General features: G+C 61.6%; 22 protein-coding genes. 9 read left to right on the forward strand and 13 right to left on the reverse strand.

Annotation, left to right across the window (positions count from 1 at the left end; translation table 11 throughout):
• Positions 1–70 precede the first annotated feature (70 nt).
• Positions 71–880 (reverse strand): UDP-2,3-diacylglucosamine diphosphatase, encoded by an 810-nt coding sequence (locus tag SC318_RS18700; protein ID WP_320427990.1) that lies wholly within the window; start codon positions 878–880, stop codon positions 71–73.
• A 141-nt stretch (positions 881–1,021) separates the two neighbouring features.
• Between SC318_RS18700 and SC318_RS18705 the strand changes: the two genes are divergently transcribed.
• Positions 1,022–1,903, forward strand: a complete 882-nt coding sequence (locus tag SC318_RS18705; protein WP_320427991.1) for a DMT family transporter — start codon at positions 1,022–1,024, stop codon at positions 1,901–1,903.
• Positions 1,904–1,905: 2 nt separating this feature from the next.
• On the opposite strand, the gene SC318_RS18710 is transcribed toward SC318_RS18705, so the two are convergent.
• Positions 1,906–2,193 (reverse strand): Rdx family protein, encoded by a 288-nt coding sequence (locus tag SC318_RS18710; protein WP_320427992.1) that lies wholly within the window; start codon positions 2,191–2,193, stop codon positions 1,906–1,908.
• An 85-nt stretch (positions 2,194–2,278) separates the two neighbouring features.
• On the opposite strand from SC318_RS18710, the gene SC318_RS18715 reads away from it, so the two are divergent.
• A complete protein-coding gene (locus SC318_RS18715; RefSeq protein ID WP_320431262.1) occupies positions 2,279–4,468 on the forward strand; it encodes a patatin-like phospholipase family protein in 2,190 nt (729 codons plus the stop codon).
• A 129-nt stretch (positions 4,469–4,597) separates the two neighbouring features.
• On the opposite strand, the gene SC318_RS18720 is transcribed toward SC318_RS18715, so the two are convergent.
• Entirely contained in the window at positions 4,598–5,032 is a 435-nt protein-coding gene (locus tag SC318_RS18720) for a MarR family transcriptional regulator (RefSeq protein WP_320427993.1), read from the reverse strand.
• Positions 5,033–5,153: 121 nt separating this feature from the next.
• On the reverse strand, positions 5,154–7,280 hold the full coding sequence (gene recQ, locus SC318_RS18725; RefSeq protein WP_320427994.1) for a DNA helicase RecQ: 2,127 nt from the start codon (positions 7,278–7,280) through the stop codon (positions 5,154–5,156).
• 277 nt (positions 7,281–7,557) lie between these two features.
• On the opposite strand from recQ, the gene SC318_RS18730 reads away from it, so the two are divergent.
• The 3 genes from SC318_RS18730 (at position 7,558) to SC318_RS18740 (ending at position 12,137) form a co-directional block, all read left to right on the forward strand.
• A complete protein-coding gene (locus SC318_RS18730) occupies positions 7,558–8,145 on the forward strand; it encodes a UPF0149 family protein (protein WP_320427995.1) in 588 nt (195 codons plus the stop codon).
• Between the two features lie 20 nt (positions 8,146–8,165).
• A complete protein-coding gene (locus SC318_RS18735; protein ID WP_320427996.1) occupies positions 8,166–8,549 on the forward strand; it encodes a YbaN family protein in 384 nt (127 codons plus the stop codon).
• A gap of 117 nt (positions 8,550–8,666) precedes the next feature.
• On the forward strand, positions 8,667–12,137 hold the full coding sequence (locus SC318_RS18740) for a hybrid sensor histidine kinase/response regulator (RefSeq protein WP_320427997.1): 3,471 nt from the start codon (positions 8,667–8,669) through the stop codon (positions 12,135–12,137).
• A 124-nt stretch (positions 12,138–12,261) separates the two neighbouring features.
• Here SC318_RS18740 and rmuC read toward each other — a convergent pair whose 3' ends face one another.
• Together rmuC and SC318_RS18750 are read right to left on the reverse strand one after the other, a co-directional pair.
• Positions 12,262–13,626, reverse strand: coding sequence for a DNA recombination protein RmuC (rmuC, locus tag SC318_RS18745; protein ID WP_320431263.1), 1,365 nt, complete (start codon positions 13,624–13,626; stop codon positions 12,262–12,264).
• Between the two features lie 175 nt (positions 13,627–13,801).
• Positions 13,802–14,125 (reverse strand): SEL1-like repeat protein, encoded by a 324-nt coding sequence (locus SC318_RS18750; RefSeq protein ID WP_320427998.1) that lies wholly within the window; start codon positions 14,123–14,125, stop codon positions 13,802–13,804.
• A gap of 455 nt (positions 14,126–14,580) precedes the next feature.
• Between SC318_RS18750 and SC318_RS18755 the strand changes: the two genes are divergently transcribed.
• The 4 genes from SC318_RS18755 (at position 14,581) to SC318_RS18770 (ending at position 17,734) form a co-directional block, all read left to right on the forward strand.
• A complete protein-coding gene (locus tag SC318_RS18755; protein ID WP_320427999.1) occupies positions 14,581–14,886 on the forward strand; it encodes a hypothetical protein in 306 nt (101 codons plus the stop codon).
• A 442-nt stretch (positions 14,887–15,328) separates the two neighbouring features.
• Positions 15,329–15,553, forward strand: a complete 225-nt coding sequence (locus SC318_RS18760; protein ID WP_005790139.1) for a hypothetical protein — start codon at positions 15,329–15,331, stop codon at positions 15,551–15,553.
• Positions 15,554–15,828: 275 nt separating this feature from the next.
• The gene (locus tag SC318_RS18765) at positions 15,829–16,311 is read left to right on the forward strand and encodes a hypothetical protein (RefSeq protein WP_320428000.1); all 483 of its coding nucleotides are present in this window, start codon (positions 15,829–15,831) and stop codon (positions 16,309–16,311) included.
• A 145-nt stretch (positions 16,312–16,456) separates the two neighbouring features.
• The gene (locus SC318_RS18770) at positions 16,457–17,734 is read left to right on the forward strand and encodes an OmpP1/FadL family transporter (protein ID WP_320428001.1); all 1,278 of its coding nucleotides are present in this window, start codon (positions 16,457–16,459) and stop codon (positions 17,732–17,734) included.
• Between the two features lie 65 nt (positions 17,735–17,799).
• Here the strand turns inward: SC318_RS18770 and SC318_RS18775 are convergent, their stop codons facing one another.
• From SC318_RS18775 to cobU, 7 genes are all read right to left on the reverse strand, one after another.
• Positions 17,800–18,351: a glutathione peroxidase gene (locus tag SC318_RS18775; RefSeq protein ID WP_320428002.1), complete on the reverse strand. Its 552-nt coding sequence runs from the start codon at positions 18,349–18,351 to the stop codon at positions 17,800–17,802.
• 150 nt (positions 18,352–18,501) lie between these two features.
• A complete protein-coding gene (locus SC318_RS18780; RefSeq protein ID WP_413817566.1) occupies positions 18,502–19,710 on the reverse strand; it encodes an MFS transporter in 1,209 nt (402 codons plus the stop codon).
• Between the two features lie 54 nt (positions 19,711–19,764).
• On the reverse strand, positions 19,765–20,169 hold the full coding sequence (locus SC318_RS18785) for a MarR family winged helix-turn-helix transcriptional regulator (protein WP_320428003.1): 405 nt from the start codon (positions 20,167–20,169) through the stop codon (positions 19,765–19,767).
• A gap of 42 nt (positions 20,170–20,211) precedes the next feature.
• On the reverse strand, positions 20,212–20,940 hold the full coding sequence (locus SC318_RS18790; RefSeq protein WP_320428004.1) for an adenosylcobinamide-GDP ribazoletransferase: 729 nt from the start codon (positions 20,938–20,940) through the stop codon (positions 20,212–20,214).
• 2 nt (positions 20,941–20,942) lie between these two features.
• Positions 20,943–21,518: an alpha-ribazole phosphatase family protein gene (gene cobC, locus SC318_RS18795; protein ID WP_320428005.1), complete on the reverse strand. Its 576-nt coding sequence runs from the start codon at positions 21,516–21,518 to the stop codon at positions 20,943–20,945.
• A complete protein-coding gene (gene cobT / locus SC318_RS18800; protein ID WP_320428006.1) occupies positions 21,515–22,570 on the reverse strand; it encodes a nicotinate-nucleotide--dimethylbenzimidazole phosphoribosyltransferase in 1,056 nt (351 codons plus the stop codon). Before cobT ends, cobC begins: the two co-directional genes overlap by 4 nt.
• On the reverse strand, positions 22,567–23,088 hold the full coding sequence (cobU, locus tag SC318_RS18805; protein WP_320428007.1) for a bifunctional adenosylcobinamide kinase/adenosylcobinamide-phosphate guanylyltransferase: 522 nt from the start codon (positions 23,086–23,088) through the stop codon (positions 22,567–22,569). The genes cobT and cobU overlap by 4 nt, the downstream gene beginning before the upstream one ends.
• Positions 23,089–23,225: the final 137 nt, after the last annotated feature.

Consider the following 23,225-nt stretch of genomic DNA (forward strand, 5'->3'; position numbering starts at 1 on the left):
CCAGCCTATTTCCAGCTGATACACCGCCATCGGGGGCAAGCCCCCTCCCACATTTGGATTGAGCTGATCTCTAGACGGGGACCCCCTCGGCCTGCAGCTGCGCTTGCCTAGCCTGCGCATCCGCCAACCGATACAACTCGATATGCCCATCCCAGTGCTCGATCAAGGCCGTGCACGACTCCACCCAATCGCCGCAGTTGAGGTAATCCACCTCACCCACCTTGCGGATCTCGGCATGGTGGATATGCCCGCACACCACCCCGTGCAACTCACGCTTGGTTACCTCATGGGCGATGGCTTCTTCGAAATCGCTGATAAAACTCACGGCGGTTTTCACCTTGTGTTTCAAGTACGCCGACAGCGACCAATAACCGTAGCCATAGCGCGCTCGCCAGTGATTGAGCCAGCGGTTCAAGGTGAGGGTGAATTCGTAGGCCGAGTCGCCCAGGAAGGCGAGCCAGCGGTGATAGCGGGTGATTACGTCAAACTGGTCGCCATGAATCACCAGCAAATGGCGCCCGTCGGCGGTGACATGCACGGCCTCGTCCACCAGCTGGATATTGCCCAGGATCAGCTTGGAATAGCGCCTCAGAAACTCGTCATGGTTACCGGTGACATAAATCACCTCCGTGCCGCGCTTGGCCATGGTCAGCAGGCGACGGATCACGTTGGTGTGGGCTTGCGGCCAATACATGCCGCCGCGCATTTTCCAGCCATCGATAATGTCGCCGACCAGATACACCTTGTCGGCATGGTAGCCCTTGAGAAAGTGCGACAAGTGCTCGGCCTGACAGTCCCGGGTGCCCAGGTGCACGTCGGAAATCCACAGGGTACGCACCCGTTGCTTGCGGCTGGGCTTGGCGAATTCGGCACGGGTCATGGGTGTCCCTCGACGCTGTTTTCGCGAGCTTGCGCCCTGGCGATTAATAGTCGGTGACAGCCGCGCGTCAGTCTGATGACAGCGCACGCGTCGCCATGCGTTGTAGACTGCGATCCGTTACCCCCAGGCTCAAGGATCGCCATGACTCCCCGCTCAGCCCTCGGCGCCCTGCATATCGGCGCATTGATGTTTGGTCTCACTGGCGTATTCGGCAAGCTGGCGGCCGCCTCCCCCGCCATCATCGTCTTTGGGCGCGCTGCGTTTGCGGTGATTGCCCTGGCGGCGTTTGCCCGCTTTGCCAGCCATGCGCCATGGAAGCGGCTCGAGTGGCGTGACTGGCGCCGCTTGCTCGTCAGCGGTGTGCTGCTGGCGGCGCATTGGGTGACTTTCTTTATTGCGGTAAAAGTGGCCGGCGTGGCGGTCGCGACCTTGGGGTTTACCGCCTTTCCAGCGTTTACGGTGATCCTCGAAGGGCTGATTTTCCGCGAGCGCATTCGCGCCAATGAAGTGCTACTGGTGGCGTTGGTCACCGTAGGGCTGGTGCTGGTCACCCCGGACTTCAACCTGGCCAGCGAAGCCACCGGTGGCCTGTTATGGGGGATTGCGTCCGGGCTGCTGTTCTCCCTGTTGTCGCTGAATAACCGCGCCAGCTCCGGGCGAATTCCCGCCGTACAGGCCGCGCTGTGCCAGAACCTGGTGGTTGCGGCCTGCCTGTTGCCCGTGGCCGCGCCGGGCCTGGCCGATGTGCGCGCGCTGGACTGGCTGTGGATCGGCCTGCTCGGGGTGTTCTGTACCGGCCTGGCCCATAGCCTGTTTGTCGCCAGCCTCGCAGTGATCAAGGCGCGCACCGCGTCAGTGGTGTTCGCCATGGAACCGGTCTATGGCATCACGGTGGCCTGGCTGCTGTTTGCCGAAACCCCGACCTTGCGCATGCTGCTGGGCGGCGCGCTGATCATCGTCGCCATCGTGCTGTCCGGTCTGATGGGCGGCGCCAGCCAGGCCAAGCAGCCGGCGGCGGCCTGACTTCACTGGGCGCGGTCGTTGTGCCCCAGGTCGCGCTGCGGATCGATCTGATCACGCACGCGCTGCTTGAGCACCTTGGCCTCCGGGAAGCCACCATCGGCCTTGCGCTCCCAGATCTGCACATCGTCGCAGGTGATGCGAAACGCGCCGCCGGTTGATGGTGCCAGGGACACTTTCCCCAGATCGTCGGCAAACGTACTCAACAGCTCCTGTGCCAGCCACGCAGCACGCAACAGCCACTGACACTGGGTGCAATAGGTGATCACGATCTCGGGTTTATGTGCGGACATAAGGTGAAAGGCTCCTGCGTGACGGCTTCGTTGGATCGAGTGGCTATAATACCGGCCTTTATCGACCAGCCTCGAGAAACTCATGATGCGCCGCCTGCTGTCCTGCCTGTTCCTCTGCCTGCTGCCCCTGCTCGCCGATGCCGCCGAAAGCCCGCGGCCTAAAATTGGCCTGGTGTTGTCTGGGGGCGCCGCACGTGGCCTGGCGCATATTGGTGTGCTCAAGGCGCTGGAAGAACAAGGCATCCAGGTCGACGCGATTGCGGGCACCAGCATGGGCGCGGTGATCGGCGGGTTGTACGCCTCGGGCTACAAGATCGATGAGCTGGAAAAACTCGCGCTCAATATCGACTGGCAACAGGCCTTGTCCGACGCCCCGCCTCGGGAAGACGTGCCGTTCAGGCGCAAGCAGGATGACCGCGACTTCCTGGTCAAACAGAAACTGAGCTTTCGCGACGACGGCAGCCTCGGCCTGCCGCTGGGCGTGATCCAGGGCCAGAACCTGGCGTTGCTGCTGGAAAGCATGTTCGCCCACAGCAGCAATACGCGTAATTTCGACAAGCTGCCGATTCCATTCCGGGCCGTGGCCACCGACATCACCACCGGCGAAAAAGTCGTGTTCAGCAAGGGCCACCTGCCCCAGGTGATACGCGCCAGCATGTCGATCCCGGCGGTATTCGCTCCGGTGGAGCTGGACGGGCGCCTGCTGGTGGACGGCGGCATGACCGACAACATCCCGCTGGACCTGGCACGAGAAATGGGCGTGGACATCGCCATCGTGGTGGACATCGGCACGCCGCTACGCTCACGCAAGCAATTGGCGACGGTGGTTGATGTGCTTAACCAGTCCATCACCTTGATGACGCGGCGTAACTCCGAGGAGCAACTCAAGGCCTTGCACCCCAAGGACGTGTTGATCCAACCGCCCCTGGCGGCCTACGGCGTGACGGATTTCGGACGCGCCAAGGACATGATCGATGCCGGCTACCGCGCCACGCGTGCCCTCGACCTGCGCCTGGCGCACTTGCGCCCCGCCGAACCGGTAGACCCGCAACTGACCGCCGCCCGCACGCCAGGCGAGCGCACCCCGGTCATTACCGCCATCGAGGTGGAAAACGACTCCAAAGTCAGCGACGACGTGATCCGCTACTACATCCGCCAGGAGTTGGGCGAACCGCTCAACCTCGGCCGCCTGCAATCGGACATGGGCACGCTGTACGGCCTCGACTATTTCGAGCAGGTGCAATACCGCGTGGTGAAAAAGGCCAAGAACAACACTCTGGTCATCAGTGCGCGAGGCAAACGCAGCGGCACCGACTACCTGCGCCTGGGCTTGAACCTGTCGGATGACATGCGCGGCGACAGCGCCTTCAACCTGGGCGCCAGCTATCGGGTGAACGGTATCAACCGCCTCGGCGCCGAATGGCTGACGCGGGTACAGATCGGCGATCGCCAGGAGCTGTACAGCGAGTTCTACCAACCCATGGATACGGGCTCGCGCTACTTTGTCGCGCCCTATATCAGCGCTCAGGCGCAGAACGTCGAGCTCATCCTGGACAACGACCCCATCTCGGAATATCGGCTGGAGCGCTACGGTTTCGGCTTGAACGTCGGACGGCAAATCGGCAACAGCGGCGAAATCCGCTTCGGCGTGGGTGAAGCCTGGGGCAAGGCGGACGTGCGCATTGGCGATCGCGACCTGCCGAGCGTGAGCTTCAGCGAGGGCTTCTATGAGCTGAAATACTCGTTCGATTCTTTCGACAACGTGTATTTCCCGCACACCGGCGAAGACATCGCCCTGGCCTTCCGTGAGTTCGAACCGGGGCTGGGTTCTGACCAGCGCTACCGCCAATGGGAATTCAAGCTGGACAAAGCCATGAGCCGCGGCCCCGACACCCTGATCCTGGGCGGACGCTACGGCCGCACCCTGGATAAATCCGATGTGGTGATCTCCAGCTTCCTGCTGGGTGGCGCGCGACAATTGTCGGGCTTTCGCGAAGATGCGATCTCGGGCCAGAACGTCAGCCTGATGCGCGCCGTGTACTACCGCCGCCTCACACCACGCTCCTACCTGCCGCTGGATTTCCCCTTATACCTGGGCGCCTCGGTGGAGCGCGGCCGGGCATGGAACAACGACAATCAGTTCGACAGCGGGTATATCAACGCGGCGAGTATTTTCCTCGGCTTTGATACGCCACTGGGCCCGCTGAATTTCAGCTATGGATTCAATGATGACAACCAGAAGGCGGTGTACCTGAACCTGGGCCAGACCTTCTGACACAACACAAAACAAATGTGGGAGGGGGCTTGCCCCCGATGGCGGTGGTTCAGTTGGAGCATTTTTGACTGATACACCGCTATCGGGGGCAAGCCCCCTCCCACCTTTTGATCTTCAATGGACCTGGAATCAGGACTTTTCCAGATTCGCCAAAATATGCCCGTGCACGCGCATGCACACCCGCAGATCCTCTTCGTCCACGCCCACGAACAGTTCGTGACGCAACGCCGTGGCGATGGTCTCGATCTGGTCAATAAGAGGCCTGGCGCTGTCACACAGCAGGATACGTTTGGCACGGCGGTCTTCCACTACCGCCTGGCGTTGCACCAGGCCCTGGCCTTCCAGGCTGTCGAGCAGACGCGCCAGGGTCGGCCCTTCTACCCCGACACTCTGTGCCAGTTCACGTTGCGTAGGTGCTTCGGTAAAACGGGCCAGGTGCAACAGCACCAGCCACCGCGCCTGGGACAACCCCAGCCCCGCCAAACGGCGGTCCAGCTCGGCGCGCCAACCACGGGACATCTGCGCCAACTGCATGCCAAAGCGGTGTTGATCGGTTAACGGCATAAAAAACTCATGTTTTAGACTGAAAATAAAGTGTGGCTAATTATTAGTCAGCTAAGCATGAGCCCTGCCCGTAGGCAAGGCCCGGCATGGACTGATTCGTTACATTGTCGTAATTGGCACACTAAATCTCGAATTCAGACTGCAAAGCGGCACGAACGCAGTACAAGACGCCCTCGGGAACACGCCCGGTAAACAGTGGCGCGATCTCCGCGACAGGTGGCAATTCGCCTTCCCCGTCGAGAAAAGCGTCCTGGATCTCGCCGAGCAGATCCTCAGGCAAATCAAGGGCCTGCTCCAACGACAACTGCTGCTTGCCGATGGCTTCGGCGAGCAACGTGTAGACGTTCTTTTCCGAGCACTGCAGCTGGCCGGCGATCTGCAGCGGGGTCATGCCGGCACGGGCCAGGCTGATCAGTTCGTGGCGAATATCGGCGACTTCCCTGGGCGCTTCGGCCTGGCCACCGAGCACTTCGAGGAAGGCCTGGCCATAACGCTCCAGCTTGCGCGCCCCCACGCCGCTGACCCTGGCCATCTCGGCCATGGTGGTGGGTTGCTCGCGAAGCATCTCCAGCAAGGTCGAGTCGGGAAAGATGACGTAGGGCGGCACACTGTGTTCCTGCGCCAGGTTGCGGCGCAGGGTACGCAAGGCTTCCCACTGTTCGCGCTCCTCGCCACGCACCAGCTGGCTGGCCTGGCTGGTGCTGCTCTTGGCGGTGGTCTGCGGTTTGAGGTCGCGGCGCAGCTCCAGGCTGACTTCGCCCTTGAGCAAGGGCCGGCAGCTGTCGTTCAGACGCAGGCCGCCGAAGCCTTCGATATCGATGTCCACCAGCCCGCGCGCGACCATCTGGCGGAACAGTGAACGCCATTCGCCCTCGGCGCGGGCCTTGCCGACGCCGTAGACGGAGAGTTTTTCGTGGCCGAAGCTGCGGACTTTTTCGTTGTCCTTGCCCAGCAGCACATCCACCAGATGGCCCACGCCATAGCGCTGACCGGTGCGGTAGATCGTCGACAACGCCTGACGCGCCGGCTCGGTAGCGTCCCAGGTCTGCACGCCGTCGGTGCAGTTATCGCAATGACCGCACGGTTGCGGCATGTCTTCATCGAAATACGCCAGCAGCGTCTGGCGACGGCAGCGGGTCTCTTCACACAGCGAGAGCATGGCGTCGAGTTTGTGCTGCTCCAGACGCTTGTGGCGCTCGTCGCCTTCGGAGTTCTGCAGCATCTGCTTGAGCATCACCACGTCTTGCAGGCCGTAGACCATCCACGCATCCGCCGGCAGGCCGTCACGACCGGCGCGGCCGGTTTCCTGGTAATAGGCCTCGAGGGACTTGGGCAGGTCCATGTGCGCCACGAAGCGCACGTTGGATTTGTCGATGCCCATGCCGAAGGCGATGGTCGCCACCATGATCAGGCCTTCCTCGTTGAGGAAGCGCTTCTGATGGGCCGAGCGTGTTTCGTTGGGCAAACCGGCGTGATAAGGCAGCGCCGGGTAACCCTGCTCACAGAGGAACGCGGCAACTTCATCGACCTTCTTGCGTGACAGGCAATAGACGATACCCGCATCGCTGCGGCGCTCGGACAGGAACGCCAGCAACTGCTTGCGCGGCTGTTCCTTGGGCACGATGCGGTAGAAGATATTCGGTCGGTCAAAGCTCGACAGGAAACGCTCGGCATTCTGCAAGTGCAGACGCTCGACGATTTCCTCGCGGGTCCGCTTGTCGGCGGTGGCGGTCAGGGCAATACGCGGCACGTCGGGAAACAGCTCCGCCAGTTGACCGAGTTGCAGGTATTCGCGGCGGAAATCGTGGCCCCACTGAGACACACAGTGAGCTTCGTCGATGGCGAAGAGGGCAATTTCCAGGCTCTGCAGGAACGCCAGCATACGTGGCTGCACCAGCCTTTCCGGCGCCAGGTAGAGCATCTTCACTTCGCCGCGCTTGATCCGCGCCGCCAGGTCGCGCTGCTGCTCGGCGCTGAGGGTGGAATTCAGGGAAGCGGCAGCGACGCCGAGCTCTTCCAGGGTGGCGACCTGATCGTCCATCAATGCGATCAGCGGCGACACCACCACGGCCAGGCCATTGCGCAACAGCGCCGGCACCTGGAAGCACAACGACTTGCCGCCACCGGTAGGCATCAGGACCAGGGCATCGCCGCCACTGGCCACGCGCTCAATGATCGCACCCTGGCGGCCACGAAAACTGTCGTAGCCGAAGATGTCCTTGAGGACGCGTTGAGCCTGCTCGAGCATGTAAAACTCCAAAATGGTGCTGAAATCCCTCTGTACAGGCTGGCCGAAAAAAACCGCTTTCATGGAAAATAATCCGTAAGCGAAGTTTTCCCGGATTGCTGCATGGCCTGCAGGGGCATCACAAAACGCGGCAGTATACCCGAGCGTTCACCGGCAAAGGGCGCGACTGACGAATAGACCGCCGCCGTCTAAAACCTTGCAAAAATGCACTGCGGCTGGCCTGGGCGCTCAAGAAAGCCTAGAATTCAGCATCGTTTATTCCCAAGGTAGTCCTTCAATGTCCTTCGCTGAGCAACTAACCCGCCTGCAAGCCTTCCTCGACGCCGATGAGCTGCATGACGAGGCGCTGGACTACGTGGCCGCCCACGGCTACCTGACCGCGCTGTCGATCTGCTCCGAAGAGGTGCCCGAGCGTGAATGGATCGATGCGCTGTTCGCTGAAGAGCCTCACTACGCCGACGCCGCTCAGCGCGAAGAAATCGAAGCCACCCTGCTGGCCCTCAAGGCCCACATCGGTCGCCAACTGGCCTCCGACGAGGAATTCGAGCTGCCTTGCGAGCTGGACCTGGGCGAAGATCCGGACGATTCCGACCTGCGCGGCTGGTGCATCGGCTTCATGGAAGGCGTGTTCCTGCGCGAAGCCGCCTGGTTCGAAACCGCCGAAGAAGAAGTCAGCGAAATGCTGCTGCCGATCATGGTCGGTTCAGGCCTGTTCGACGACCAGCCGGAGTTTTCCGATATCGCCGCCGACGCCAACCTGATGGACGATATGATCGTGCAGATCCCCGAAGCCCTCACCGCGCTGTACCTGCTGTGCAACGCGCCTGACGAGAAACCGGCGATCCTCAAGCCACGCCACCACTGAGTCGCTTGCCCGTGGACCCCATGGGCACCCGCTCGCCACTCCTGCGTTACGCGCTGCTGGCCGTCGGCTGGCTGAGCGTAGCGCTGGGGGTTATCGGCATTTTCCTGCCGGTATTGCCGACTACACCCTTTCTCCTGCTGGCGGCTGCCTGCTTCGCGCGAAGCTCCCCGCGCTTCTACCACTGGCTGGTGGAACATCCGCGCCTGGGCCCCTGGATCCGCGACTACCTGGACGGTAATGGCATCCCGCTCAAAGGCAAGGTCTACGCCATCGGCTTGATGTGGCTGAGCATCGCACTCTCCTGCTACCTGGTGCCGCTGCCCTGGGCACGAGGCTTCATGCTGACCAGCGCCATACTGGTAACCATCTACATCCTGCGCCAGAAAACCCTTCCGCCTCGCTGAGCACGCCTGCGACATTCGCCCTCACGCGACCTTGGTCGACACTGACTAACCCCAAGCATCATGCGAGACTGTCCAACCGGGCCCGGAATGCCCGGTGTTCTTATGCTCGGAGTTACCATGACGCTGTCCAGCGGGCTGATCGCCGCCGTTGCCCTGGCCTATATGGCCATTATGTTTGCCATCGCCTTTTACGGTGACCGTCGCCATGCGCCGCTGCCGCCACGGATGCGTGCGTGGGTGTATAGCTTGTCGCTGGCCGTGTATTGCACCAGTTGGACTTTCTTCGGCGCGGTAGGCCAGGCGGCCGAACAGCTGTGGGCATTTTTACCGATCTACCTGGGCCCGGTGCTGTTGCTGGTGCTGGCGCCCTGGGTGCTGCAGAAGATGATTCTGATCAGCAAGCAGGAAAACATCACCTCCATCGCCGACTTCATCGCCGCCCGCTACGGCAAATCCCAGACCCTGGCCGTGGTGGTCGCGTTGATCTGCCTGGTTGGCGTATTGCCTTATATCGCCTTGCAGCTCAAAGGCATCGTGCTGGGCGTGAACCTGCTGATCGGCTCCGGCCCCGACACCACGGGCACCCGGGCCCAGGACACCGCGCTGATCGTGTCGCTGGTGCTGGCGCTGTTCACCATTGTGTTCGGTACCCGCAACCTCGACGCCACCGAACACCACCGCGGCATGGTGCTGGCGATTGCCTTCGAATCCCTGGTCAAGCTGTTCGCATTTCTGGCGGTCGGGGCGTTTGTGACCTACGGGCTGTACGACGGTTTCGGCGACCTGCTCAGCCAGGCGATGCTCGCGCCGCGCCTGGAGGAATACTGGACAGAAACCGTCAACTGGCCGTCGATGGTGGTGCAGACCGGTGTTGCGATGATGGCGATCATCTGCCTGCCCCGGCAATTTCATGTGACGGTGGTGGAGAATATCGACCCACAGGACTTGCGCCTGGCCAAGTGGGTATTCCCGGCTTATCTGATCCTGGCCGCACTGTTCGTGATCCCCATCGCCCTGGGCGGCAAGATGCTATTGCCCGCTTCGGTGCTGCCGGACTCCTACGTGATCAGCCTGCCGATGGCCGAAGCCCATCCGGCCCTCGCCGTACTGGCCTTCATTGGCGGTGCCTCGGCGGCCACCGGCATGGTGATCGTGGCCAGCATTGCCTTGTCGACCATGGTCTCCAACGACATGCTGCTGCCATGGCTGCTGCGCCGCTCCAGCGCCGAGCGGCCCTTTGAAGTGTTCCGCCACTGGATGCTGTCGGTGCGCCGGGTGAGCATCGTGATCATCCTGCTGCTGGCCTATGTGAGCTACCGACTGCTGGGCTCCACCGCGAGCCTGGCAACCATCGGCCAGATCGCCTTTGCCGCCGTGACCCAGCTCGCACCGGCAATGCTCGGCGCGCTCTATTGGAAACAGGCCAACCGACGTGGCGTATTTGCGGGGCTGGCGGCCGGTACATTCCTGTGGTTCTACACCCTGGTCCTACCGGTTACCGCGAAAAGCCTGGGTTGGTCGCTGAGCCTTTTCCCCGGCCTGACCTGGATGCACTCCCACCCGTTCGGACTTTCTGTAACCTCGTTGACCTTGGGCACCGTGGTGTCGCTGGCCGGGAATTTCACTTTGTTCGTGTGGGTGTCGATGCTGTCGCGTACACGGGTGTCCGAACATTGGCAGGCCGGCCGCTTTATCGGCCAGGAGATCAGCCAGCGCGCCAGCGCCCGTTCCATGTTGTCGGTACAGATCAGTGATCTGCTCAGCCTGTCTGCACGCTTTGTGGGCGAAGAACGCGCCCAGCAGAGCTTCATCCGCTTCGCTTATCGCCAAGGCAAGGGCTTCAACCCCAACCAGAATGCCGACAACGACTGGATCGCCCACACCGAGCGCTTGCTGGCCGGCGTGCTCGGCGCGTCCTCGACGCGGGCCGTGGTGAAAGCGGCGATTGAAGGGCGCGACATGCAGCTGGAGGATGTCGTACGGATCGCCGACGAGGCATCCGAGGTGCTGCAGTTCAACCGCGCCCTGCTGCAAGGGGCGATCGAGAACATCACCCAGGGCATCAGTGTGGTGGATCAGTCGCTCAAGCTGGTGGCGTGGAACCGGCGCTATCTGGAGCTGTTCAACTACCCCGACGGCCTGATCAGCGTTGGCCGGCCGATTGCCGACATCATCCGTTACAACGCCGAGCGCGGCCTGTGTGGCCCAGGCGAGGCGCAAGTGCATGTGGCGCGACGCCTGCACTGGATGCGCCAGGGCCGTGCACATACCTCCGAGCGCTTGTTCCCCAATGGACGCGTGATCGAATTGATTGGCAACCCGATGCCCGGCGGCGGTTTTGTCATGAGCTTCACCGACATCACCGCGTATCGCGAAGCCGAACAAGCGCTGACCGAGGCCAACGAAGGCCTGGAACAGCGAGTGACCGAGCGCACCCATGAACTGTCGCAGCTCAACGTCGCGCTGACCGAGGCCAAGGGCGTGGCCGAAACTGCCAGCCAGTCGAAGACCCGCTTTCTGGCAGCCGTCAGCCATGACCTGATGCAACCGCTGAACGCCGCACGCCTGTTCTCCGCCGCCCTTTCCCACCAGCAGGAAGGCCTCTCTGCCGAGGCTCGGCAACTGGTGCAGCATCTGGACAGTTCGCTGCGCTCTGCCGAGGATTTGATCAGCGACTTGCTGGACATCTCGCGCCTGGAAAACGGCAAGATCAACCCACAACGCCAGCCTTTCGCACTCAACGAGCTCTTCGACACCCTGGGCGCCGAATTCAAGGCCCTGGCCCATGAGCAAGGCTTGCGTTTCCGCTTGCGCGGCAGTCGCCTGCGGGTGGACAGCGACATCAAGTTGTTACGGCGCATCCTGCAGAATTTCCTCACCAATGCCTTCCGCTATGCCGACGGTCCGGTGCTGCTGGGCGTACGTCGTCGCAAGGGCGAACTGTGCCTGGAAGTGTGGGACCGAGGCCCCGGCATCCCGCTGGATAAACAGAAAGTGATTTTCGAAGAGTTCAAGCGCCTGGACAGCCACCAGACCCGCGCCGAAAAGGGCCTGGGCCTGGGCCTGGCGATTGCCGACGGCCTGTGTCGCGTACTCGGCCATCGCCTGAGCGTGCGCTCATGGCCGGGCAAGGGCAGCGTGTTCAGCGTGCGTGTGCCGCTGGCGCGCAATCAGGCAAGCCCGCAGCACCCGGCGCCCCAGGAAAACGGCTTGCCGCTGAGCGGCGCGCAGGTGTTATGCGTGGATAACGAAGAAAGTATCCTCATCGGCATGCGCAGCCTGCTCACGCGCTGGGGTTGCCAAGTGTGGACCGCTACCGGCCAGGCCCAGTGCGCGGCCCTGCTCGCTGAAGGCATGCGCCCGCACGTAGCGCTGGTGGATTATCACCTGGACAACGGCGAGACCGGCACTGAGTTGATGGGCTGGCTGCGGGCGCAACTGGCCGAGCCGATTCCCGGCGTGGTGATCAGCGCCGATGGGCGCCCGGAAAGAGTCGCGGAGGTACATGCAGCAGGGCTGGATTACCTGGCCAAGCCCGTGAAGCCTGCAGCATTGCGGGCGCTGTTGAGCAGACATCTGCCTCTGTAGAGAGAATGTACTCGGTAAAAATGTGGGAGGGGGCTTGCCCCCGATGGCGGTCTGTCAGTTAAAAAATCGCTGACTGTTACACCGCTATCGGGGGCAAGCCCCCTCCCACATTTCGGACTGTACATTACTCAGGAGAATGCGCCACGCCATCCGAATCTGTCATCGCGCGCTCCAGCAAATCCGCCGGCAGGCTTTTGCTCGCACGGGCGCCAAGCAGGCGTAGCTGCTCGGTGCGACTGACCAGATTGCCGCGTCCATCCGTAAGCTTGTTGCGCGCTGCGCTGTAGGCCTTATCCAACTGTTGCAGGCGATTGCCCACTTCATCGAGATCCTGGATAAACAGCACGAACTTGTCGTACAGCCAGCCGGCGCGCTCGGCGATCTCCCGGGCGTTCTGGCTCTGGCGCTCCTGCTTCCACAGGCTGTCGATCACCCGCAGGGTAGCCAGCAAGGTGGTGGGGCTGACGATCACGATATGCCGGTCGAAAGCTTCCTGAAACAGGTTTGGCTCGGCTTGCAGCGCTGCGGAAAACGCCGCTTCAATCGGCACGAACAGCAGCACGAAATCCAGGCTGTGCAAACCTTCCAGGCGCTTGTAATCCTTGCCGGCCAAGCCTTTGACGTGATTGCGCAGGGACAGTACATGCTGCTTCAACGCCGCCTGGCCAATCACCTCGTCATCCGCCGCGACGTACTGCTGATAAGCAGTCAGGCTGACCTTGGAGTCCACCACCACCTGCTTGTCGCCCGGCAACATGATCAGCACGTCCGGCTGGAAGCGTTCGCCGTCCGGGCCTTTGAGGCTGACCTGGGTCTGGTACTCGCGCCCCTTCTCAAGGCCCGCATGTTCCAGTACCCGCTCGAGGATCAGCTCGCCCCAGTTGCCCTGGGTTTTCTGGCCTTTGAGGGCACGGGTCAGGTTGGTGGCTTCGTCCGACAGGCGCAGGTTCAGTTGCTGCAGGCGCTCAAGCTCCTTGGCCAGGGAGAAGCGTTCGCGGGCTTCGTTCTGGTAACTCTCTTCAACGCGTTTTTCGAAGGACTGGATGCGTTCCTTGAGTGGGTCCAGAAGCTGGCCCAGGCGCTCCTGGCTGGTTTCGGCAAAGCGTTGCTCGCGCTCATCGAAGATCTTCCCGGCCAGTTCGGCAAACTGGGCGCGCAGTTCATCGCGGGAACCTTGCAGGTCGGCGAGGCGCTGCTGATGGCTGTCCTGCTGTTCGCGCAGCTCGGCGCGCAAGGCCGCGGCCAGGGCGTCAAGCCGGCGCAGCTCGGTTTCCTTGGCGCTGCGATCCAGGTTCCAGGCGTGGGCGGCGTCGCGGGCGTTGTCGCGGTCGATCTGCAACAGCTCGACTTCACGGCGCACGGCGGCCAGGTCGGCCTGCTTGGCGGCATTGGCCTGGCTCAGATCGCTGATCTCGTCGCGGCTGGCGTCCAGTTGGGCGCCAAGCCCTTCCTGGGCCAGTTGCGCGATCGCCAGGCGCTCTTCCAGCAACTCCCAGCCGGTGGTGCGCGCGGTCAGCCGCCGTTGAATCTGCCAGCACAACGCCAATAACGGCAGCGCTGCCCCAGCAAACCCCAAGGCGACACTGGTCCAGTCGAAAACCATAGCCATTTCTGCCATCACCAAAAAACAGCAAGGTTAACCAAGCAAGGCACGGGAGGACAGCTCAGTCTTCGACCTGGCCCAGTTCACGCTGGGCGAGACGGTCGCCGGCGCGGGCCGCTGAACGCAGCAGGTCGTGGCCGATACGCCGGTCGCGGGCACTTCCGCATTCACGGCACATCAACTGGCCCAGGCGGCTCTGCGCGGCCACCACACCCTCGCGGGCAGGCTGCTTGAGCAGACGGCCAGCCAAGTGCTTGATGTTGGTACTCTGCCCCAGGCGCGGGCTGTCGAGGAGCCACAAGGCGACTTTCAAAGAGAAACGCTTGGGCGCGGTAACAGATTGGGGCGTGTCGGTAACAGAAGGTGATACTGAGCGAAACTTCATAAAGCACTGTGGGACAGAACGGAAGGCGCGCCACTCTACTCTTTTTTTCGTACAGGTAAAGTCGAAAAAACGCTGCACGCCCGTTCTAGAGCAAGCGCTTGGGACAATCCACAGAAGCTGTGGATAACTCAGTGGACAACCCGGCTTTAACTCGCGCAAAGGCCCATGGAACGGGGGCCGCAGTCAAACTGACGATTTTTTCACCAATAAAAAAAAGCGAGATTTTTCATTGACTTAAATTTTGATTGCAGGCAAATGGGCAGGCTCCAGCACTGTCACCAGCGAAGTTAGGTGGGCTGCGACTAATGTGCACAAGTACACAGCCAATGGTTATATCCACGGCTTTTTTTGGTCCGACACGCTCGCAAAATGTTACTGCCAGCCAACCAGGGGCCTTTTCAAACCGGTCGCGGCTCGCCACACTCCCCCACCAACAACCCAACCGTGCAGGGCCGATGAAAGGAATTCTGTTATTCGCCGCATTGCTGCTGGCGGTCTGCGCGACGTCTCTGGGCATCAATGCGCTGTTACCGTCCCCGGACGGCGCACTGTTCGCCATCGCGATCCTGCTGTCAGCCGCCTTGACCGCTGTGTGCCTGTGCATCGAACTGGGTGAAGGCGGGATCAATGACATGCGTGATGTGATGCGGGTCATCGAGACCGGCCAGTCCCTGCGACTGACCCTCGCCGCGTACGGGCTTGGCTCCACGCTGGCGGCGGCCATAACCGTGTTGGTTTATCGTGGCCTGCTGGGTGGCTGAATGTTTTTTTGCCTGGCGGCTTCCCTTCCTAGTTTCGATCCGTTACTATCCGCGGCGTTAGTACCAAGCTGAAAGTCAATTCTGGTCGAACACGTCCCCTGAACAACATGGGATCGACCACCTCGATGGTTTCCAGGTATCACTTGCGACGACACTGCCTTTGAATAAGCAAAGGGTGCCGCGAAGTCTGCATACTCTGACCGAACCAACCTGCAAATTGATCAGGATCTTCACCCCGGGCCCAGAACCTTTGCCCTTGTTGTGTTGCCTGCCCTCCTAAGTACCTACCTGCCAGCCCAAGCGCGCCTAATTGAATAGCGCTTCAAACTGGCTGCTTTGTTCCAGACTAGGTTCTTTCGCTTGATCAATGGTGATCAGCGTTTCTGGAACGTTTTAACGTTGCACGGTTCTTATCCGTGTCATTTGTAGGAACACCAATAATATGAACGCTCAAATCCACACTCAGGATGCCATCCGCACCCTCACCAACGCTTTTGCCCCAATGAACTGCCTGATCATGGCCGCTCGCAAAGGCTGCTTCAGCTTCACCCTGGTCAACGAACACGGCATCGCACGTCACAGCGAACGCCTGTACCCCGATCAATACTCCAGCGCAGAACCGCTGCAGGCCGTGATCGAGCGTACCCGTCAGGCACTGACTGCCTGATCGACCCGAGTCGCTGAAACACAAAAACCCTGCCTGAAAAGCAGGGTTTTTTATTGCCTGGAATTTGACCCAGGTACTTTTTACTAAGCACGAATAGATATAAACGTTATAACCGGATAAAGAAGATGTTTTAAAAACAGTCCTTTACAAGACGAATATGACACTACACTTCAACTCAAGCGGCATGATCCGCTTGCGACGGGCCTGAGATCCGATCCACCGCTGCCAAGCCCCCTTCTCAGGCCCGTCAATCATTCCGACGGACTGAGGCTTGTATGGGTATTGCCGCCAGCGAATTGTGTCGTTATGTAATCAGGCCGACCTTGATGTACCTCGGCTGTCATAACCCGACTGCCGAAACCCTGTTGCTGGGCATTGCCGCCAGCCAGTCGGAGCTTGGCTCAGCCTTGCATGACCGGCGCGGCCACGGCCTCTACAGCATCACCGAACCGCGCCACCGCGCCCTTTGGGACACCTACCTGGCGCTCGACCCCGAACGGGCGAGCCTGGTGCGTGGACTGGCCAGCCAACATGCGTTCCTCAGTGCGCCCCAGTTGGAGCTGACGGTGAACCTGCGTTACGCCACAGCGATTGCCTGGTTGCTGGTGGAACAGCACCGTCCCGCCCTGCCCGCCCCCGGCGATGTACTGGCGATGGCACGTATCTGGAAAGAAATATTTCACCCTCAAGGCCGGCTGCGGGATTTCTCTCAGGCCTGGCAAACCTGCGTCTCCCCAATGAAACAGGCGACCTGCTGACCGGGCAAATTGCAAGATTCGCCAAAACCCGGTGAATTTGGTCGGATTGTCCTACAAAACCGCTCTATCTCCTGCGTTACAGCCTATAGCGCGATGACAAATTTATTGATACTTTCCGCAGCGGTGATCACACGGAGTTCTAATAATGAAAAAAGTAATGCTCAAGACCACACTTAGCCTCGCCGTTGCCATGGCCTCCTCCCAACTGTTCGCCAGCGGCTTCGCTCTGAACGAACAGAGCGTCAGCGGAATGGGTACCGGTTTCGCAGGTCGTTCTTCTTCTGCCGATGATGCAAGCACTGTCTATGGCAACCCTGCCGGTATGGCTCGCCTGAATGGCCAGCAGATCACCGGTGGTGTCGCAGCCATTGATGCTTCCACCGATATCAGCGACGTCAGCGGCCGCTCCCGCGGCAGCAACAAAGGCGATATGGTGCCTTTCACTGCCGTACCGTTCGGTTTCTACACCAACAAACTCAACGACCAGTGGGCAGTCGGTTTCGGCGTCTATGCACCGTTTGGCCTGATCACTGACTACGAAAGCGGCTTCCAGGGCCGTGGCTTTGGCAGCAAGAGCGAAGTAAAAGTCATGACCTTCCAGCCGACGGTCAGCTACGCGTTCAACGATCGCGTTTCCGTCGGTTTCGGTCCGACCATCAACCGAATTTCCGGTACGCTGGAATCGGACATCACGCTCAACCCTGCCGCGCCAGATACCAATATCAAGATCAAGGGTGATGACACCGCGCTGGGCTTCAACATCGGCGTGCTGGTACAAGCCACCGATACCACCCGCGTCGGCCTGACCTATCACTCCAAGGTCAGCTACAAGCTGGACGGCCACACCGAAGTGACCGCGCCCACCGCGACCTCGCCGTTCCTGCGCAGCAACCGCTACGACGCTTCGCTGAAGATCGATACGCCTGAGTCCTACGACCTGTCGGTGACCCAGGACCTGACCGACGCCTGGAAGCTCTATGCCGGTGCCACCTGGACCCGCTGGAGCCGCCTCAAAGACATCACCGTCAACAACGACGGCGTCAGCGGCGCAACCGGTGGCGCACTGGCCCCTGCGCTGGTAAGCACCATCAAGGAAGACCAGAACTGGCACGACACCTGGGCTTACGCCGTGGGTACTTCGTACCAGTTGACCAAGCAAGTGGTGCTGCGTACCGGCCTGACGTTCGATCAGTCGCCGACCAACAACACCGATCGCTCGCCACGCATTCCTACCGGCGACCGCACCATCTTCAGTCTGGGCCTGGGCTACGAGGTCATGCCGAACATGACCATCGACGTGGCCTATTCCTACCTGAAGGAAGAGGACGTCAAGGTGGCACGCTCCAACCAGCTGGCCAGCTACAACGCCAAGTATGAAAACAGTGCCAACGGTTTCGGCCTGGGCATGACCTACCGCTTCTGATTCGCTGCGGTATAAAAAAGCCCCGCTCTCCTGCAAAGGAGGCGGGGCTTTTCAATGGCCGGCGATCAGGGTTTGGACGCCAGCGCCTTTTCCACCGCCTCGATCAACTCCGGACTGTCAGGCTTGGTCAGGCTGGAAAAATTGGCGATGACCTTGCCCTGGCGATCCACCACGTACTTGTAGAAGTTCCACTTGGGCGGCGCGTCGGTCTGCTGCGCCAGAACCTTGAACAAATTGACCGCATCCGGCCCCTTGACCTTCTGCGGCTCGGTCATGGTGAAGGTCACGCCGTAGTTCACGTAGCAGACCTTGGCGGTTTCTTCGCCGGTCTTGGCTTCCTGCTTGAAGTCATCGGAAGGCACGCCGATCACCTCCAGACCGTCGCCCTTGTAGCGCTGATACAACGCCTCAAGCCCTTTGAATTGCGGAGCGAAGCCACAGAAGCTTGCGGTGTTGACGATGACCAGCGGTTTGCCTGCGAAACGCTGGCACAGGTCAATGGATTCCTTGGCCCGCAACTTGGGCAATTGGCCCTCCAGCAACGGCGGACAACTGGCCGCCAGGGCCACGCTGCCAAAAGCCATCAGGACGGGTAAAGCGAGCCAGCGCTTGCGCATATCGAAAGTCCTTGAGTCGGTTCAGGCCAACAACTTAACAGATCGACATACCCAACTGCATCAACGCCAGGCCCCCTTGCTGCCAGCCCCACCAGGCCAGCAGCAACAGTATCAGCCCTGCCGCCAGGGCCATGCACCGCAGTGCTGCACTCATGCCGCCTCCATTTGCGCCTGCACCCGCGCCACCGGCCGTTCACGCACCGGCCAGTTCAGGGCCGCCGCGAGCAGGCTGAGCAGAATCGCCACGTGCCAGATCAAGTCGTAGTTACCGGTTCGATCATAGACCACCCCGCCCAGCCAGCCCCCCAGGAACGAGCCGAGTTGATGGAACAGGAACACGATCCCACCCAGCATCGAGAGGTTGCGTACGCCGAACAAGGTCGCAACGGTGCCGTTGGTCAGCGGTACGGTGGACAACCACAAAAAACCCATCGCCATGCCAAACAGGTAGGCCGTGACTTCCGTTACCGGCGCCCACAGGAACAACACGATCACCACCGCACGCAACAGGTACAAGCCGGTGAGCAAGCGCGGCTTGGACATGCGCCCACCCAGCCAGCCCGCGGTGTAAGTTCCGAACACGTTGAACAGACCGATCAAGGCCAGCACGGTGGTGCCTACCGTGGCCGGCAAATGCTGGTCCACCAGGTAGGCCGGCAGATGCACGCCGATAAACACCACCTGAAAACCGCAGACAAAAAAGCCGAAGGCCAGCAGCCAGAACCCGGAGTGCGAACATGCCTCCTTCAACGCTTCGCCCAGGGTTTGCTGGCCGAGCGTCACCGGCAGTGGCCGATCCTTGAGCATGGCCACCAGCGGCAAGATCAACGCTACCATCAGGCCCAACGCCAGCAGTGCTGCGGACCAGCCCAGCCAACCGATCAAACCGAGGGTGCCGGGGACCATGGCGAACTGGCCAAAGGAGCCGGCGGCACTGGCGATGCCCATGGCCATGCTGCGTTTTTCCGGGGGTACGGCGCGGCCGACCACGCCCAGAATCACCGAAAACGAGGTACCGGACAGGCCGATACCAATCAGTAATCCGGCGCTCAACGACAAGGACCACGCCGAGTCCGACATACCCATCAACACCAGACCCACGGCGTACAGCACGCCGCCGACGAACACCGCCTTGGTCGCGCCGAAACGGTCGGCCAAGGCCCCGGTGAACGGCTGCGCCAGGCCCCAGATCAGGTTCTGCAAGGCAATGGCGAAGGCGAACGTCTCACGCCCCCAGCCAAATTCGCTGCTCATCGGCGCCAGGAACAGGCCAAAGCCGTGCCGCACGCCCAGAGACAACGCCAGGATCAGCGCACTCCCCAACAGAACCCAGCCACTGGTGCGCCACAACGAGGTCATTTCTTATTCTCCGGTCGCGGGTATGTACCCGCTTATAGTCGAACAAACTGCCGTTCAGGCGAGTTCATCCAGCAAGGCCAACAAGGTTTCGCGCTTTTCGGCGCCCAGCTTATCAATCAGTTTCTGTTGCGCCGCTTCCCATGCCGGCAACGCGGCCGCCAAGCGCTGTTCACCTACGCGGGTCAAGACCACCAGGCGGTTGCGCAGATCATCGCCTTCGACCAACTGCACCAGGCCCTCACCTTCGAGTACGCGCAGGTTACGCCCCAAGGTGCTACGGTCCAGGCCCATGGCGTCCGCCAGACTGGAGATGCTCGGCTGATCCAGACGCTGCAAGTTGCACAGCAGAGAATACTGCGCAACGTTGATCCCGAAGCCGTCGAGGGCGCCGTCGTAATGCCTGCTGACGCCACGGGCGGCACGTCGCAGGTTGATGCATAAACATTGGGAGGCAAGCATGGAGCGTGTATATACCCGGAGTTAAGGAAATGCAAGAAAGTGTTACAGCGCCAGCCCAATCAATACAGCCGCTTCAAGCAGCTCCAGCAGGGCGCCGGCGGTATCGCCGGTGGTGCCACCGAGGCGGTTGACCATCAACTGGCGTAATCCGATAAAACACATGCCAGCCAACAGTACCGCTAGGCCACCGCTGAAGCCTGCGATGAAGATGCAGGCCAATCCACTGAGAATCAGCACCTGCTGACCGACGATCCTGGGTAAATGATCCGACAGCGCCTGACCCAACCCACCTGCACGCACATAGCGCGTGGTAAGAAACAGCGCCAGCATCGAAGCGCGGCCGATCAACGGCGCAAGAATCAGCGCAGCGCCATTGTGCTGCTCGATCAGGGCCACCAGCGCGGTGAACTTGAGCAACAACACCAGGCCCAGGGTGACCACGGCGATGGGCCCGCTGCGGGGGTCCTTCATGATGGTGAGGGTGCGTTCGCGGTCGCCAAAGCCACCCAGCCAGGCGTCGGCGCTGTCCGCTAGACCGTCCAGGTGCAGGCCACCGCTGAGCAGCACCCAGGCGGTCAATAGCAGCGCGGCGTGCAGCAACAGTGGGGTGCCGGTTAGCAAACTGTTCAGGCCCCACAGGAGCAGGCCAAACAGCAAGCCCACCACGGGGTAAAACAGCAACGAGCGCCCCAGCTCCTGCGGTTGCGGCATGCCGGGCAGGCGAATCGGCAGGCTGCTTAGAAACTGCAGGGCGATCCAGAATGGCAGCATGTTCAAGCCCCTTCCTTCAGTGAGCCATCACTCGCCACCTGCAGGCTGAACAGCCCGCCGTGGCCGACTTCGACATTCAGCAAGTGTTCTCGGGGCAAACCCCGCGCGCGCGCCAACAGCAGCCGCATCACGCCACCATGGCTGATCAACAGCACGCGCTCACCGGCATGGGCCTGCTGCAGGCGTGCGACAGCGCCAAGCACCCGTTCGGAAAATGCGCTTACCGGCTCGCCGTCTGGCGGCGTAAAACCGTAGGGGTCGGCCCAGAACAAGCCCAGGCCCTCGGCATCGGTTTCCATCAGCGCGGCCGCACTCTGCCCTTCCCAGGCGCCGAAGTGCAGCTCTTGCAGGCCTTTTTCCAGGCTGACTGGAAGGTTCAGACGTTCGCCCAATTCCTCGGCAAAGCGCGCACAGCGTTGTAAGGGCGAGCTGATCAGTCGGTCCCACGGCCCCTGCCCCAGTACGGCGGCGCGCATCTGCTCCCAGCCCTTGGCCGTCAATGCATCGTCCAGGCTGCCGCGCAGCCCGCCGCCCAGTTCGGTTTCACCGTGGCGCAGCAGGTCCAGGCGCAAGGTCATGCGGGGCGATCCGCCACGGCGGCTTCGGCGAACGTCGCCATCTGCCCGTGCAACGCACAGGCCAGGCGCAACATCGGCACCGCCAACGCCGCGCCGCTACCTTCGCCCAGGCGCAGGCCCAGGTCCAGCAGCGGCTGTGCATCGAGACTGTGCAGCACGTGACGATGGCCCGGCTCAGCGCCCCGGTGGCCGAACACCAGCCAATTGCGGCATGCCGGGTTCAGGCGCGTGGCAACCAGCGCGGCGACGCTACAGATAAACCCGTCCACCAGCACCACGATGCCTTCCTGGGCGCAGGCCAGGTAGGCGCCGACCAGCGCGGCAATTTCAAAGCCACCCAAGTTGAACAGCGTCTGCAACGCATCGCCCCGCTGGGCCGCGTGCAAGGCCAGGGCGCGTTTGATGACCGCTACCTTGTGACTGACTCCCTGGGCATTCAACCCCGTGCCGGGGCCGGTCATCTCACTCACCGGGCAATCGAGCAGCGCACACGCCAGCGCACTGGCGGCGGTGGTGTTGCCGATGCCCATTTCGCCACCAATCAACAGCTGGGCGCCGCCTTGCTGAGCGCGACGTACGCTGTCTCGCCCGGCGTGCAGGGCTTGGCGCCCCTGAGTCTGGGTCATTGCCGGGCCTTCGACAAAGTTGGCGGTGCCCGCGCCGAGATTCAGGTGGCGCACGCCGGGCAGGTCCAGGGAGGGCGTCACCGTGCCGAGGTCGACCACTTCCAGCTGCGCACCCAGTTGCCGGGCCAATACGCTGATGGCCGCGCCGCCGGTGACAAAGTTGTGCAGCATCTGCCCGGTCACGGCCTGGGGGAACGCCGACACGCCTTCGGCGACCACGCCATGGTCGCCGGCAAAAATCGCGATCCACACCTGTTCCACCGACGGCTTGACCTGCCCCTGTAAACCGGCCAGTTGCACCGCCAGCGCTTCCAACTGGCCGAGCGAACCGGCCGGCTTGGTCAACTGCTGCTGACGTGCCAGCGCCTGCTCGTGCACAGCGGCGTCGATGGCCTTGCAAGGGTGGAGCCACCAGGAATCCGTCATAACGCAGTACCTTTCAAAGTCAGGGGCAGGCCGGCGACTGTCAGTACCACACGCTGACACCGCTCGGCCAAGGCTTGATGCAGCCAACCGGCTTCATCCACATAACGGCGAGTCAATTCGCCCAGCGGCACGACACCGAGTCCGGTCTCGTTGCTGACAAAAATGATCTGCCCCGGCAATGCCGCCAGGGTTTCCAGCAATTGGTCGCGCTCGAAGGCCAGGCGCTCGGGGTCTTCCAGCATCAGCAGGTTGGTCAGCCACAGGGTCAGGCAGTCCACCAGCAGGCAACGCTGGGCGGCAGCGTTTTCGCGCAACACCCGCGCCAGCTCAATGGGCTCTTCGATCAGGCCCCAATGCTCGGGACGACGCGCCCGGTGCAGGGCAACGCGCTGGTTCATCTCACCGTCCAGCGGCTGGCTGGTGGCGATATACATCACCGGTAAACCACTGTCGCCGGCGAGTTTTTCAGCGAGGCGACTTTTGCCCGAACGAGCGCCGCCGAGAATCAATTGATGCATGAGCCAGTACCTTTTTCATTCAGCCGGAAGCTTGCGCCTGGCACCGTCCGTTATGGGAAGGGGCTTCAGACATTGATGCATCGACTGACACACCGCTATCGGGGGCAAGCCCCCTCCCACATGTGTATCGTTTACAG

The sequence above is a fragment of the Pseudomonas sp. MUP55 genome (assembly GCF_034043515.1).
Classification (GTDB): domain Bacteria; phylum Pseudomonadota; class Gammaproteobacteria; order Pseudomonadales; family Pseudomonadaceae; genus Aquipseudomonas.